The following is a 12,629-nucleotide window of genomic DNA, read 5'->3' as shown; positions in this document are numbered from 1 at the left end:
ACGGTGTCGAACACTCTGACGCCGAGTGTCCATTGGGATAGACCCTGCGATCAGGCCGGCAGGACCGCTTCGATTGCCGCGATCACCTCGGGTGCGTCCGGCTCGGTGCGCGGACGGAACCGGTTGGCCACCGTACCGTCGGGGTTGAGCAGGAACTTCTCGAAGTTCCACTGGATGTCTCCGGCCTCACCGGCCGCGTCTGTGGCCTGGGTCAGCGCGGCGTAGAGCGGATGCCGGTCGGCGCCGTTGACGTCGGTCTTGGCCAGCAACGGGAACGTCACGCCGTAGGAGGTCGAGCAGAACGTCTGGATCTCCTCGGCGCTGCCAGGCTCCTGACCCATGAACTGGTTGCACGGAACGCCGACGACGGTCAGCCCGCGGGAGCCGTAATCCTGCGCGAGCTTCTCGAGGGCGCTGTACTGCGGGGTCAGCCCGCACTTGGAGGCCACGTTGACCACCAGTGCGGCGCCGGTCGCGAGCTCGGCCAGCGTGGTCTGCCTGCCGTCGAGGGTGGTCAGCGGAATGTCGTTGAGGCTCATTGGCGCGACGCTACCGGATCTAACCATCGAACAGGATCGCGGCCAGGCTCTCCACCTTGGCGATCGGGTCACCCCCGGTGTCGATCGCGTCGTTGAGCCACAGCATCGAAAACCCGTGCACCAGAGACCAAGCGGCCAGCGCGGCACTGTCCGGGTCGGCGGCCGCCTTGGGGTCGGTCAGCGTGCCGACGCCGCGGTTCAGTTCGGCTCCGGCGGCCGACGCGGCGGCGACCAGCTCGGTGTCGGTGTCGTCGTAGAGCGACTTGTCGAACATCACCTCGTAGTGGCCGGGGTGGTCCAGGGCGAAGCGCACATAGGCCTTGGCGGCGTCGATGAACTGCGGCCTCGCCTCGGTCAGTGCCGCGGCCAGGAGCTGAAACCCTTCGGTGGCCAGTGCGGTGAACAACCCGCGCCGGTCGGTGAAGTGGTGGGCGGGGGCCGCATGGGAGACGCCTGCGGCCCGCGCGAGTTCGCGCAGCGAGATGCCGTCGGCGCCCCGCTCGGAAACGAGCGTGGCGGCCTGCGCGAGGATCACGGCCTTGAGGTCACCGTGGTGATAGCCCATGCAGCCCATCCTAATCCCACATCTTGACAGCGACTAGATAAGGCGTAGCGTGTCCGATCTAGACACCGACAAGATCGGAGCGTGCGATGGCCGTCTTTCTGACCCTGATTCTGGGCAGCGTGGCAGCTCGGGCGATCGGCCTGCTGGGCGTGGATTATCTGGACAACTGGACCACGGCGATCGCAGTGGGTCTCGCGGCCATGTTCGCCTTGACCGGTATCGCACATTTCGTGAACCCGTTGCGGCGCGACATGATCGCGATCGTGCCGCCGGCCCTGCCCGCGCCGGGTGTGCTGGTGTCCGTCACCGGCGTGCTGGAACTGGCCGGTGCGGCCGGACTGCTCTACCCGCCGACCCGCGTCGCCGCGGCAGTCTGCCTGTTCCTGCTCATGCTGGCCATGTTTCCGGCCAACGTCTACGCGGCACGGATGCCGAACCCGCCGAAATCGATGACCACGCGATTAAGCGTTCGGACCGCCGAAGAGGCTGTCTACCTGGCCGCTGCCATAGTTGTCGCGGTCGGCAGCAGCTAGCAACCAGGCGTACTGGAACGCGGCTTCCTTCCACCGCTCGTAGCGTCCGGACAGGCCGCCGTGGCCGGCCACCATCTCGGTCTTCAGCAGCACAGGATGACCGTCGGTCTTCGTGTGCCGCAGTGCGGCAACCCATTTGGCCGGCTCGACGTAATACACTCGCGTGTCGTTCAGCGAGGTCATCGCCAGGATCGCCGGATAGTCCTGTGCCGCCACGTTCTCGTAGGGCGTGTATGCCTTCATGTACCGGTAAACCTCGGGGTCCTCCAACGGATTTCCCCACTCGTCCCACTCGGTCACAGTCAGCGGCAACGACGGATCCAGGATCGTCGTCAAGGCGTCGACGAACGGCACCTGGGCCAGAATCCCGGCGAACAACTCCGGGGCCATGTTGGCCACCGCACCCATCAACAACCCGCCGGCACTGCCGCCGAGGGCCACCAGATTCTGCGGTCGGGTCACGCCGTCGTCGACGAGATGGCGTGCCGCCGCGATGAAATCGGTGAAGGTGTTGGTCTTCTCCAACAGCTTGCCGTGCTCGTACCACGGCCGGCCCAGTTCGCCACCGCCGCGCACATGGGCGATCACGAACACCATGCCGCGATCCAACAGCGACAACCGGGCGATCGAGAACCGCGGATCCTCACACGACTCGTAGGCGCCGTAGCCGTAGATCAGCGCCGGCGCCGGGAACTGCAAACCGGCCCGGTGGATGATCGAGATCGGAACCCGGGCCCCGTCGGCGGCCGTCGCCCAATCCCGGCGCTCCACATAGTCTTCCGGCCGGTAGCCGCCCAGCACCGGCTGTTCACGCAGCAACGTGCGCTCACCGGTGGCGAGGTCCAGGTCGTAGATCCGCGCCGGCGTGATGAACGAAGTCGCACCGATGCGCAACTTCGGGGTGGACCAGTTCGGGTTACCGCCCATCCCCGCGGCGGTCAGCTCGGAGTCGAAGGTCAGCTCCTCGCGCGTGCCGTAGCCGTCGGCGGTGAGCGGCCACAGTGCGATCTTCGGCAATGCCTCACTGCGGTAACTGATCACGAGGAAGCCGTCGAACGCGTCGACGCCGTCCAGTCGTACATCGGTCCGGTGTTCGATGAGGGGACGGAAGTCAGCGGGATCACTGACCGGAGCGTCCACCAACATGAAGTTCTCGGCACCGTCGTTGTGCAGGATCAGGAACCGGTCCTCACCCCCGACCACGGCGTGCTCGACGGAGTACTCCACCAGGTCGCGACGCTCCCAGACCGTGGTGAGCTCGGCAGTCGGGTCATTCGCGTCGACATAGCGGACCTCGGTGGTGACCGCGCTGCCCGACGCGACGAACAGGTATTTGTCGCTGCGGCTTCGACCGATCGCGACCCAGAACCGTTCGTCCGGTTCGTGATACACCTTCTCCGCAGTCAGGCCCGATGCCAGCCGGTGCCGCCACACGGTGTCGGGCCGCCAGGCGTCGTCCACCGTGGTGTAGTACAGCGTGCGGCTGTCGGCCGCCCAGGTGCCGCCGGCACCGATCCCGGCGATCGTGTCGTCATAGAGCTCACCGGTACGTAAATCCTTGAATTTCAAGGTGTATCGCTCGTCACCCAAGACGTCCACCGAGTAGGCCAGGATATTGCCGTCCAGGCTCACCGTGGCAGCTCCGAGCGAGAAGTACTCGTGACCGTCGGCCTCGACATTCTCGTCGAGCAGAATCTGCTCACCGAGAATCTCGGCACCCTCGTCGAGCTCGGGTGGCGTCCAGTCGTCGGGATCGCCGATCGGGCACCGACAATGCACCGCGTATTGCTTGCCCTCGAAGCTGCGCGCGTAGTACCACCAGCCGTTGCGGCGCATCGGCACCGAGAGGTCGGTTTCCTTGGTGCGGGCCTTGATCTCGTCGAAGATCTTCTGCCGCAACGGCTCCAGATGCCCGGTGGCGTCCTCGGTGTAGGCGTTCTCGGCTTCCAGGTGCGCGATCACCTCGGGATCTTCCTTGTCGCGCAACCATTCGTAGGGGTCGATGAACACGTCACCGTGGTGCTCGCGGCGGTGGTTGCCGCGCTTGGCGACGGGCGGCTGCACAGATGGGGTCATGCGCCGATCCAATCCTCGAACCGGAGGCCCGAAATCCGTTCGTACGCCTCGATGTACCGGGCTCGGGTGGCCGCAACGATCTCCTCGGGCAACGACGGCGGCGGCGTGTCGCCGTGCCGGTCCCAGCCCGAATCAGGCCCGGTCAGCCAGTTGCGGACGAACTGCTTGTCGAAGCTGTCCTGAACCACGCCCGGCTGGTACGTTTCCGCGCGCCAGTACCGGGACGAGTCCGGGGTGAAGACTTCATCGGCCAGCACCACATTGCCGTCCTGATCGACTCCGAACTCGAACTTGGTGTCGGCGATGATGATGCCCTTGACCAGCGCATGGTCGGCACCCTGCAGGTAGGTCTGCAGCGTGCGCTCCTTCAACTGGCCGGCCAGCACCGGCCCGACCAGATCGATCACCTGCGCGTAGGAGATGTTCTCGTCATGCTCGCCGATGTCGGCCTTGGTGGCCGGGGTGAACAGCGGCTCGTCGAACTTGCTCGCCTCCCCCATCCCCGGCGGTAGCGGGATACCGCACACCGAACCCGAGGCCTGGTAGTCGAGCAGCCCGGAACCGGTCAGGTAGCCACGGGCCACGCATTCCACCGGCAGCATCTTCAGTTGCTTCACCACCAGCGCACGGCCCAGCACCTCAGCGGGGATGCGCTCGTCGTCCGGCGGCCCGGCCAGGTGGTTCGGCGCGCTGATCAGGTCGAAGAAGAACACGCTCATGGCCGTCAGGATCCGGCCCTTGTCCGGGATCTGCGAGTCGAGGACGTAGTCGTAGGCCGAGATCCGGTCGGTCGCCACGAACAGCAGGTGCTCGTCGTCGATGCGGTACAACTCGCGGACCTTGCCGCTGGCCAGGTGCTTGTAGTCGGACAGAGCGGGGCGCATTGGGCCACCCTATGTGTTGGGATCGATCTCATGAGATCGCGGTACCTGCCCTATGCCAGCAGACCCGGCCGCCTGTTGGCCCAGTTGTTCAGCGACGTGGCCGTCATCACCTGGACCGCAGTGTGGATATTGGTCGGGATGGCCGTGCATTCGGCGGTGTCGACCATTGCCGAGGTCGGCAGGCAGGTCGAGAGCGGCGCCAACGGGGTTGCTGACAACCTCGGCTCCGCGGGTGACAGCACCGACAATGTTCCCCTGGTCGGCGACACGCTGAGCAAGCCGCTGCGCGCTGCCAGCGATGCCGCGCTCGACATTGCCGGCGCCGGCCACAACCTGGACAGCACGGCGAGCTGGCTGGCCTGGGTGCTTGCCCTGGCCGTGGCCGCGGCACCGATCCTGTTCGTGGCGATGCCCTGGCTGTACCTGCGGGTGCGGTTCTTCCGGCGCAAGTGGACCGCGATCACCCTGGCCTCGACGGCCGCCGGCGAACAGCTGCTGGCACTGCGGGCACTCGCCAACCGGCCGCTGGCCAAGCTGACCGCCGTGTCCGACGACCCCGTCGGAGCGTGGCGCAGTCAAGACCAGCGGGCCATTCGCGGCCTGGCCGCCCTGGAACTGCGTTCGGCCGGCATGCGTCTGCGCCGCATTTCCCAGTGATTTGGGTGCGTTCAGTAACGCCCACCGTTACTGAACGCACCCAAATCACAGGGGTGGGAACCGTTGGCGGGGGCAGCCCGTCCAATCGATGTGCTCGATGACTATCTGCGTGACCATGACGGCGTGATCACCCTGGCTCAGGCACAGCAGGCTGGGCTGAGCAAGCAGGCGGTCTACCGCAGGGTCCGGTCTGGACGTTGGCTCCGCTGCTCGCCTGGGGTGTACTTCGCCGACGATCGACCGTTCACCGATTCAGCCCGGATCAGGGCCGCTGTGTGGTCGGCGGGGCCGAATGCGACGGCGAGCGGACTGGCCGCCGCGTGGTGGCATGAGGTGACCAGATACCCGCCGGAAATCGTTGAGGTCACCATCCCGAGGACAGGCCACCATCCGCAGCGGCACGGCATCCGACTGCGCCGGCGTGACCTCGACCCGTGCGACATCGTCGAGCGAAACGGATTGCGGGTGACGGCGCTGCCGCTGACGGTCGTGGAGGCCGCTGCCCGGCGCGGCGGTGGCGCCAAACTCATGGACACCGCGCTGCAGCGCCACACCGAGCTGCGCGACCTGTGGCGGGCACATCTGCACAACAAGGGCAGGCACGGCTCGCCCGCCGCCCGCAGGTTGCTCATCGCCGCGGCGGACGGAGCACGCTCCGAAGCCGAACGACTGCTGATCAAGCTGCTCAGAGAAGCCCGGATCACCGGATGGAAGGCCAACTACCGCCTGGGCCGATACGTGATCGATGTTGCCTTCCGCGCCCACAAACTCGCGATCGAGACGGACGGCTGGGCGTTCCACAGCGATCAGGAGGATTTCCAGCATGATCGGGTCAGGCAGAACGAGATCGCACTGATGGGCTGGCAGGTGCTTCGGTTCACCTGGCTGGACCTGACCGAGTACCCGCAGCGGGTGATCACCGAGATTCGCTGCGCTATCCAGTACCGCTGAGCCTCCGCAGCCAGCTTCCGAAGGGGTGGCGCACAGTCACCGAGCCCATCCGCACCCGGCCACGCACCACGAGATGCAGCTGGTCCGACGGCGGGCCGGTGCGTACCTTGGCCGTGGCGCTGCCGGCGACGGCGTTGACGCCGTTGAGGTCGGCGGTAGCCATGGTGGGCACGATGATCTCGGTTGAACTGCAGTAATCGTCGACGAGGATCTCGACGACCCGGCTGGGTAGGACCGCCGAGGTGAAGTCGAGAGTCGTGCTGCACAGCCGGGTGTTCAGGCGCAGCGTGGGCGTCACGGTCCACTGGCCGCGACGCACGATCGATGACATCCATCCCCGCAGTTCTTCGGGGGCGACCGCCGGACGCTGCGCTGCCGGAGCTGCCAGCGGCAGATCGGCTATCAGGGCGCTCAGCTCACCGCGAGTCTGCGCGGCCAGGGCAGCGTCATAGCGCTCGGTGAATTCGTCGAGCGTGATCATGCCTTCGCCTACTGCACGTTCGAGCAGTTGTCCCACCCTGGCGCGCTCGGCGTCTGAGACTCGGAGATGGTCGTTTTGGCCTGAGTCCATGCTCCGAGGTTAGGCGAATTCGACCACAAGGTGCCGGATCCCGGTGTGCCGGTTGCTGCGGGCCCATTCGACGGGCTTGGCCAGCCGGGCCGACGAGAACCGGCCCAAGAGCTCCTCGAACAGCACCCGCAACTCCAGCCGGGCCAGGTTGGCGCCAAGACAGTAGTGCACGCCGTAGCCGAAACCCAAGTGCGGGTTGGGTTTACGCGTGATGTCGAAAACGTCGGGCTGCTCGAACACCAGCGCGTCCCGGTTCGCCGAGCCCTCCCAGACCTGCACCTTCTGCCCGGCCTCGATGTCGCAGCCACCCAGCGTCACCGCTCGGGTTGCGGTGCGCCGCTTGGACGGTGACGGCGAGGTCCAGCGCACCATCTCCTCGATGGCGGTGGGCAGTTCGCCGAGGTCCTCACGCAACAATGCCAGCTGCGAAGGGTTTTCGATCAATGCCAGCAGTCCGCCGGCCACCGCGTTGCGGGTGGTCTCGGCTCCGGCGCTGAACAGCAGGCTGAAGAAGAGGTACAGCTCGAGATCGCTCAGCTCGGCATCCGACGCGTTTGCCACCACCGAGAGCATGTCGTCGGTGGGCTCGGCACGTTTGGCGGCGATGAGTTCCTGGCCGTAGGTGTACATCCGCGAGCCTGCCTCTTCGGCAGTCAGCTGCGCCATGGCCGCCGAGCGCGAACCACCGAAGTCGAACTGTGGCTCGATCGCGTGGAACAGCCAATGCCGTTCGGATTCAGGCACTCCCAGCAGTATGCAGATCATCTGCATGGGCAGCTCCGCGGCCACGTCGACCAGGAAGTCGAACGGCGCTCCGGCCACTACCCCGTCCAGCAGCCGGCGCGTCCGCACCCGCAGGTCGTCTTCGACCCGCCGGATCATCCGTGGGGTGAGCCCGGAGCTGACCAGCCGCCGGATCTCGGAATGCCGCGGGTCGTCCATCATGTTGAGCACCTGCCCGGCGATGGACAGGTCCTGCAGCAGCGTGCCGCCGTACGGCCGGGTTCCGCCGGTCACCGACGAGTAGGTCTCCGCATCGCGTAGCACCGCAAGGGTTTCGGCGTGTGTGGCCACCGACCAGAAGCCCTCACCGTCCGGGGTGTGTTCCGTCGGCGAGTGCCAGTACACCGGCGCCTCGCGACGGTGTTCGGCGAACAACCCGTGCGGGAAACCGGCCGCGAAATTGTCCAGATCGGTGAGGTCGGCCGCCAACGTCACAAGATGGCGCCCGAGGTGTACTTGGCGGCCTCCGGGTAGCGGCTGACCAGCTCGTCGACGGCCGCGACGACGCCGTCGACCTGGGCGCCCGCGGCTCCGGTGAACGCCTGCTTGTCGGCCAGCGCGGCCTCCAGCGCCGCCCGGTCCAGCGGCAGTCTCGGATCGGCGGCCAGGCGGTCCAGCAGATCGGGCTCCAGCCCGCGCTCACGCATGTCGAGCGCGACGGCCACGGCGTGTTCCTTGATCACCTCATGGGCGGTTTCGCGGCCCAGGCCGGCACGCACCGCGGCGATCAGGATGCGGGTGGTGGCGAGGAACGGCAGGTAGCGGTCCAGTTCGCGCTGGATCACCGCCGGGTAGGCGCCGAACTCGTCGAGCACCGTCAGCAAGGTCTCGGTCTGCCCGTCGATGGCGAAGAATCCGTCGGGCAGCGCGACGCGGCGCACCACCGAGCAGAACACGTCGCCCTCGTTCCACTGCGCACCGGCCAGTTCGGCGGCCATCGAGGCGTAGCCACGCAGTACCACCTGCAGGCCGTTGACCCGCTCGCAGGACCGGGTGTTCATCTTGTGCGGCATGGCCGAGGAGCCGACCTGTCCGGGCGCGAAGCCCTCGGTCACCAGCTCGTGGCCGGCCATGAGCCGGATGGTGTGCGCCAGCGAGGACGGCCCGGCACCCACCTGCACCAGCGCCGAGAGCACATCGTGGTCCAGCGAACGCGGGTACACCTGTCCGACGCTGGTGAAAACGTCGGTGAAGCCCAGGAATTGGGCGACCCGCCGTTCCAGTTCGGCCAGCTTGGACGTGTCGCCGTCGAACAGGTCGAGCATGTCCTGGGCGGTGCCCATCGGGCCCTTGATGCCGCGCAGCGGGTAGCGGTCGATCAGCTCACGCAGCCGGGTCAACGCCAGCAGGGACTCTTCGGCCGCCGAGGCGAACCGCTTGCCAAGGGTGGTGGCCTGGGCGGCCACATTGTGCGACCGGCCCGCCATCACCACGTCGCGGTAGACGACTGAGCGTTCGGCCAGCCGGGCCACCACCGCGACGCCGTGGGCGAAAACCAGCTCCAACGAGCGGCGGATCTGCAGCTGCTCGACGTTCTCGGTGAGGTCGCGGCTCGTCATGCCCTTGTGCACGTGCTCGTGGCCGGCCAGCGCGTTGAACTCCTCGATGCGCGCCTTGACGTCGTGGCGGGTGACGCGCTCGCGGGCCGCGATCGAGGCGAGGTCGACGTTCTCCAGGACGCGCTCGTAGTCGTCGACGACGCCGTCGGGCACCGGAACACCCAGCTCGGCCTGCGCACGCAGCACGGCGAGCCAGAGTCGGCGCTCGGCGACGATCTTGGCCTCCGGCGACCAGATCGCGACCATTTCGTCGCTCGCGTAGCGGTTGGCGAGAACATTCGGGATCGTCACGAACACACAGCTTACGGCCCGGGCCGGGGTACCAATGAGACAGTGGACGGATGTACTTCGTCGGGCTCGACCTTGCGTGGGGCGAGAAGAATCAGACGGGTGTCGCTGTCATCGACTCCGGTGGGCGGGTCCTTCACGTGGGCGTGGCGCAGGACGACGACGACATCGGGGCGGCTATCGAGCCCTATGTCAGTGGCGACTGCCTGGTGGCCATCGATGCGCCGCTCATCGTCAAGAACCCGACGGGCCACCGGCCGTGCGAACGGGATCTCAACCGGGACTTCCAGCGGTTCGACGCCGGGGCGCGCCCGGCGTTCACCGAGCGGCCCGAGTTCAAGCATCCGCGCGGCGCGCGTATCGCCGCGGCGCTGGGGCTGGACATGGATCCGTCGTCGCCGTCGAACCGGCGCGCGATCGAGGTGTATCCGCATCCGGCGAGCGTGGTTCTGTTCGGGCTCGACAAGACCTTGAAGTACAAGCGCGGCGCGTTCGGGGACCGGCAGCATGAACTGCTCAGGTTGATGACGTTCATCGAGGAGCTCGACACCGCGACGCCGAGGCTGCGGGCCAACCGCAATGTCAGCTGGGTCGAACTGCGCAAGCGGATCGAGGCGGCCACCCGGCCGGGCCAGCTCGACCGTGACGAGGACCCGGTCGACGCCATGCTCTGCGCCTATATCGCGCTGTACTGGTACAGCCGGCCAGAGGACGTCACGATCTACGGCGACTTCGCCTCCGGCTACATCCTCACCCCGTCACTCCCCGCCGAAAGGCTGCCCCGTCAACGGCCGGCACCGGCACGCGAGGCGCCACCGTCAAGCGCAGTGGCCGAATATGCCGCCCGGCGACCGGATCTGGTGGCTGCCACCGAGCAGTACCTCAAGCTGGTCACCGGACTACTCGATGAGGCGGGCATCAACTATCTGAGCATCACGGCCCGCACCAAGAGTGTCGATTCGTTCGCCGCGAAGGCCAATCGTCGTGCGGCCGACGGCACGCGGATGTACACGGACCCTCTGGTCGAGATCACCGACCAGGTGGGGCTGCGCGTCATCACCTATCTGCGTGAGGACGTCGACGCCGTGGCCAACCTGCTGGCCGAGGAGATGCGGCTGCTCGACGACCAGGACATGGGTCTGCAGACCGCCCGCCAGGGCCGGTGGGGCTATGCGAGCCGGCATCTACTCTTCGGTGTCGAAGGCGAACAGTATCCGGCGTCCATCCAGGTGCGTACCGTGCTGCAGCACGCGTGGGCCGAGTTCGAGCATGACGTGCGGTACAAGGGTTCGATCCCGGCTGAGCACGTCAGCGAGCTGGACCGTCGATTCACATTGGCAGCCGGGCTTCTGGAACTGGCCGACCGCGAGTTCACCGAGATTCGGGAACGGCTGCGGCTGACCATGACGGAAGGGGAAGGGGAGGACGAGTCCCCGGAGTTCTCCAGGGATTCACGCATCGCCACCCCGGTGCTGGCCACCTATCTGGGCAACCGTTTCGCCGACGCCGGCTGGTCGCGAACCGACCACTACGCGTGGATCTCGGGGTTGCTGCTCGAACTCGGCATCACGTCATTGGAAGCGCTTACCGGCGTGCTGGATGCGGTGGACACGGACGAGATCAACCGGCTCATGGACTACCGGTACCCACCCGGCGCAGTGCGTCGCCTCGATGACGCGTTGTTGGCCGTGTTCGATGACCGCTACCTCGGGCTGGATGGCAATGCGCACCGGATCGCATTGCTGCAGAACCGTATTGCGAAGTTGCGCGCCGAGACCTAGGGAGCGTCACCGAAGTGGGTGGGGTCGGTGATGCCGGCCCCACGAATGCCGAGTTGCCGGTTGATCACCATGGTGATGCCGAACAGTACGACTCCGGTGGCGACGAGTGCCAGGGCCAGGATGTACTGCTCCAACGGCCGTCCCGAGGTGGGCAGCACCAGATACAGCGAGGCCACAAAGCCGACGACGGGCAGTGCGGTCGGAGTCTTGAAGTGCCCGCCCTCTTTTCGGACATCTCGGCGCAGCACCAGCACCGCCACGTTGACCACCGAGAAGACCGCGAGCAGTAGCAGCGAGGTGGTGCCGCCGAGGATCGCGACGGTGTCCCCACTCGCGAACGCCGACACGTAGAAGATGAGTCCGAACGCGATGAGCGTGGTGAACATGATTGCCACCCACGGCGTGTGGCGCTTCGGATGCACCACCCCGAGCATCGGCGGCAACACATGTTGACGGGCCATGCCGTAGAGCAACCGACTGGCCATCAGCATGTTGATCAACGCGGTGTTGGACACCGCGAACATCGAGATGATCGGCAGGATGTTTGCGAACGGAAGCCCAGGCGCGGCGGCTTCCATCACCTTCACCAGCGGGGACGAGTCCGCCTCGGCAAGGGTTCCGACCGGCACCAGCGCGACCGCAATGATGGCCACGACGATGTAGACCAGGCCGGCGATACCCAGACCGGTCAACAACACCTTCGGGAAGATCCGCACCGGGTCCTTGGTCTCCTCGGCCATGTTGACCGAGTCCTCGAAGCCGACCATCGCGAAGAACGCCAGCGACGTCGCAGCGGTAACCGCGATGAAGGCGTTCTTCTCACCGGAAGTGTCGAAGGCTACGACGCGGGAGAAATCGACATCCACCCCGCTGACGATGGCCCACAGTCCGACCACGACCACGATCACCAGGCCGGTGATCTCGACGAACGTGAGGAAGACGTTGAGCTTGACGCTTTCACTGACGCCTCGGAGATTCACCGCGGCGATCAACGCCATGAACAGCAGCGCCAGCGCGACAGTTCCCAGCCGCTGCCAGCTGAAGATGTGGTCGAAGTTCACCTCGATCGCGTCGAAGAAGCTGATCGCGAAAAACCTCGAAGCTGTTGAGGCCGAGGTGATTCCGGAACACATGACGATGAAGGCCACCAGGAACGTGACGAACTGGAGCCCAAATGCCTTGTGCGCGTAAAGCGCTGCACCGGCCGCCTGCGGATACTTGGTGACCAGCTCGAGATAGCTGAATGCGGTGATGGTGGCGATCAGGAAGGCCGCGAGGAAGGGAACCCAGGCGGCACCGCCGACTTCCTTGGCGACCTGCCCGGTCAGCGCGTACACACCGGTGCCGAGGATGTCTCCGACGACGAACAGCAGTAGCAGTCCGGGACCCATCACCCGCTTGAGCTGTGGCTCCTCCGCGGTTGCGGGTTGCGACATTCCCCC

At 66.4% G+C, this 12,629-nt stretch carries 12 protein-coding genes; 4 read left to right on the top strand and 8 right to left on the bottom strand.

What is annotated here, in order from left to right; all coding sequences use genetic code 11:
* Positions 1-50: 50 nt before the first annotated feature.
* Together ACZYZF_RS23200 and ACZYZF_RS23195 are read right to left on the bottom strand one after the other, a co-directional pair.
* Positions 51-539: a glutathione peroxidase gene (locus ACZYZF_RS23200; RefSeq protein WP_463747029.1), complete on the bottom strand. Its 489-nt coding sequence runs from the start codon at positions 537-539 to the stop codon at positions 51-53.
* Between the two features lie 19 nt (positions 540-558).
* The gene (locus ACZYZF_RS23195) at positions 559-1,104 is read right to left on the bottom strand and encodes a TetR/AcrR family transcriptional regulator (RefSeq protein ID WP_463747028.1); all 546 of its coding nucleotides are present in this window, start codon (positions 1,102-1,104) and stop codon (positions 559-561) included.
* An 86-nt stretch (positions 1,105-1,190) separates the two neighbouring features.
* Between ACZYZF_RS23195 and ACZYZF_RS23190 the strand changes: the two genes are divergently transcribed.
* Positions 1,191-1,637: a DoxX family protein gene (locus ACZYZF_RS23190; RefSeq protein ID WP_463836920.1), complete on the top strand. Its 447-nt coding sequence runs from the start codon at positions 1,191-1,193 to the stop codon at positions 1,635-1,637.
* On the opposite strand, the gene ACZYZF_RS23185 is transcribed toward ACZYZF_RS23190, so the two are convergent.
* Together ACZYZF_RS23185 and ACZYZF_RS23180 are read right to left on the bottom strand one after the other, a co-directional pair.
* Positions 1,566-3,713, bottom strand: coding sequence for a S9 family peptidase (locus ACZYZF_RS23185; protein ID WP_463836918.1), 2,148 nt, complete (start codon positions 3,711-3,713; stop codon positions 1,566-1,568). The genes ACZYZF_RS23190 and ACZYZF_RS23185 overlap by 72 nt on opposite strands.
* A complete protein-coding gene (locus ACZYZF_RS23180; RefSeq protein ID WP_463836917.1) occupies positions 3,710-4,597 on the bottom strand; it encodes a phosphoribosylaminoimidazolesuccinocarboxamide synthase in 888 nt (295 codons plus the stop codon). Before ACZYZF_RS23180 ends, ACZYZF_RS23185 begins: the two co-directional genes overlap by 4 nt.
* 30 nt (positions 4,598-4,627) lie before the next feature.
* On the opposite strand from ACZYZF_RS23180, the gene ACZYZF_RS23175 reads away from it, so the two are divergent.
* Together ACZYZF_RS23175 and ACZYZF_RS23170 are read left to right on the top strand one after the other, a co-directional pair.
* Complete coding sequence (locus ACZYZF_RS23175; RefSeq protein WP_463747024.1) at positions 4,628-5,254, top strand: hypothetical protein; 627 nt, start codon at positions 4,628-4,630, stop codon at positions 5,252-5,254.
* Positions 5,255-5,344: 90 nt separating this feature from the next.
* Entirely contained in the window at positions 5,345-6,205 is an 861-nt protein-coding gene (locus ACZYZF_RS23170) for a DUF559 domain-containing protein (RefSeq protein ID WP_463837121.1), read from the top strand.
* Here the strand turns inward: ACZYZF_RS23170 and ACZYZF_RS23165 are convergent.
* Genes ACZYZF_RS23165 through purB form a run of 3 tightly spaced genes read right to left on the bottom strand, consistent with a single transcriptional unit; the run spans position 6,189 to position 9,409 of the window.
* The gene (locus ACZYZF_RS23165; RefSeq protein WP_463836916.1) at positions 6,189-6,776 is read right to left on the bottom strand and encodes a DUF1707 SHOCT-like domain-containing protein; all 588 of its coding nucleotides are present in this window, start codon (positions 6,774-6,776) and stop codon (positions 6,189-6,191) included. The genes ACZYZF_RS23170 and ACZYZF_RS23165 overlap by 17 nt on opposite strands.
* Before the next feature lie 9 nt (positions 6,777-6,785).
* Positions 6,786-7,994, bottom strand: coding sequence for a cytochrome P450 (locus tag ACZYZF_RS23160; protein WP_463836914.1), 1,209 nt, complete (start codon positions 7,992-7,994; stop codon positions 6,786-6,788).
* Positions 7,991-9,409, bottom strand: a complete 1,419-nt coding sequence (gene purB, locus ACZYZF_RS23155; RefSeq protein ID WP_463836913.1) for an adenylosuccinate lyase — start codon at positions 9,407-9,409, stop codon at positions 7,991-7,993. Before purB ends, ACZYZF_RS23160 begins: the two co-directional genes overlap by 4 nt.
* Positions 9,410-9,459: 50 nt before the next feature.
* Here purB and relZ point away from each other — a divergent pair, with 50 nt between their 5' ends.
* Complete coding sequence (relZ, locus tag ACZYZF_RS23150) at positions 9,460-11,187, top strand: bifunctional ribonuclease/(p)ppGpp synthase (protein WP_463747020.1); 1,728 nt, start codon at positions 9,460-9,462, stop codon at positions 11,185-11,187.
* Here the strand turns inward: relZ and ACZYZF_RS23145 are convergent.
* Positions 11,184-12,623 carry an APC family permease gene (locus ACZYZF_RS23145; RefSeq protein WP_463747019.1) on the bottom strand — a complete coding sequence of 480 codons (1,440 nt, stop codon included), beginning with the start codon at positions 12,621-12,623 and terminating at the stop codon, positions 11,184-11,186. The genes relZ and ACZYZF_RS23145 overlap by 4 nt on opposite strands.
* Positions 12,624-12,629 lie beyond the last annotated feature (6 nt).

This window comes from Mycobacterium sp. IDUB_24, assembly GCF_055419385.1.
This window is presented reverse-complemented; position numbering and strand designations above follow the sequence as displayed.

Bases quoted from the DNA above. Each gene is read 5' to 3' on its own strand.
- ACZYZF_RS23200 (WP_463747029.1), bottom strand. From the start codon at position 539: ATGAGCCTCAACGACATTCCGCTGACCACCCTCGACGGCAGGCAGACC.
- ACZYZF_RS23195 (WP_463747028.1), bottom strand. From the start codon at position 1,104: ATGGGCTATCACCACGGTGACCTCAAGGCCGTGATCCTCGCGCAGGCC.
- ACZYZF_RS23190 (WP_463836920.1), top strand. From the start codon at position 1,191: ATGGCCGTCTTTCTGACCCTGATTCTGGGCAGCGTGGCAGCTCGGGCG.
- ACZYZF_RS23185 (WP_463836918.1), bottom strand. From the start codon at position 3,713: ATGACCCCATCTGTGCAGCCGCCCGTCGCCAAGCGCGGCAACCACCGC.
- ACZYZF_RS23180 (WP_463836917.1), bottom strand. From the start codon at position 4,597: ATGCGCCCCGCTCTGTCCGACTACAAGCACCTGGCCAGCGGCAAGGTC.
- ACZYZF_RS23175 (WP_463747024.1), top strand. From the start codon at position 4,628: ATGAGATCGCGGTACCTGCCCTATGCCAGCAGACCCGGCCGCCTGTTG.
- ACZYZF_RS23165 (WP_463836916.1), bottom strand. From the start codon at position 6,776: ATGGACTCAGGCCAAAACGACCATCTCCGAGTCTCAGACGCCGAGCGC.
- relZ (WP_463747020.1), top strand. From the start codon at position 9,460: ATGTACTTCGTCGGGCTCGACCTTGCGTGGGGCGAGAAGAATCAGACG.
- ACZYZF_RS23145 (WP_463747019.1), bottom strand. From the start codon at position 12,623: ATGTCGCAACCCGCAACCGCGGAGGAGCCACAGCTCAAGCGGGTGATG.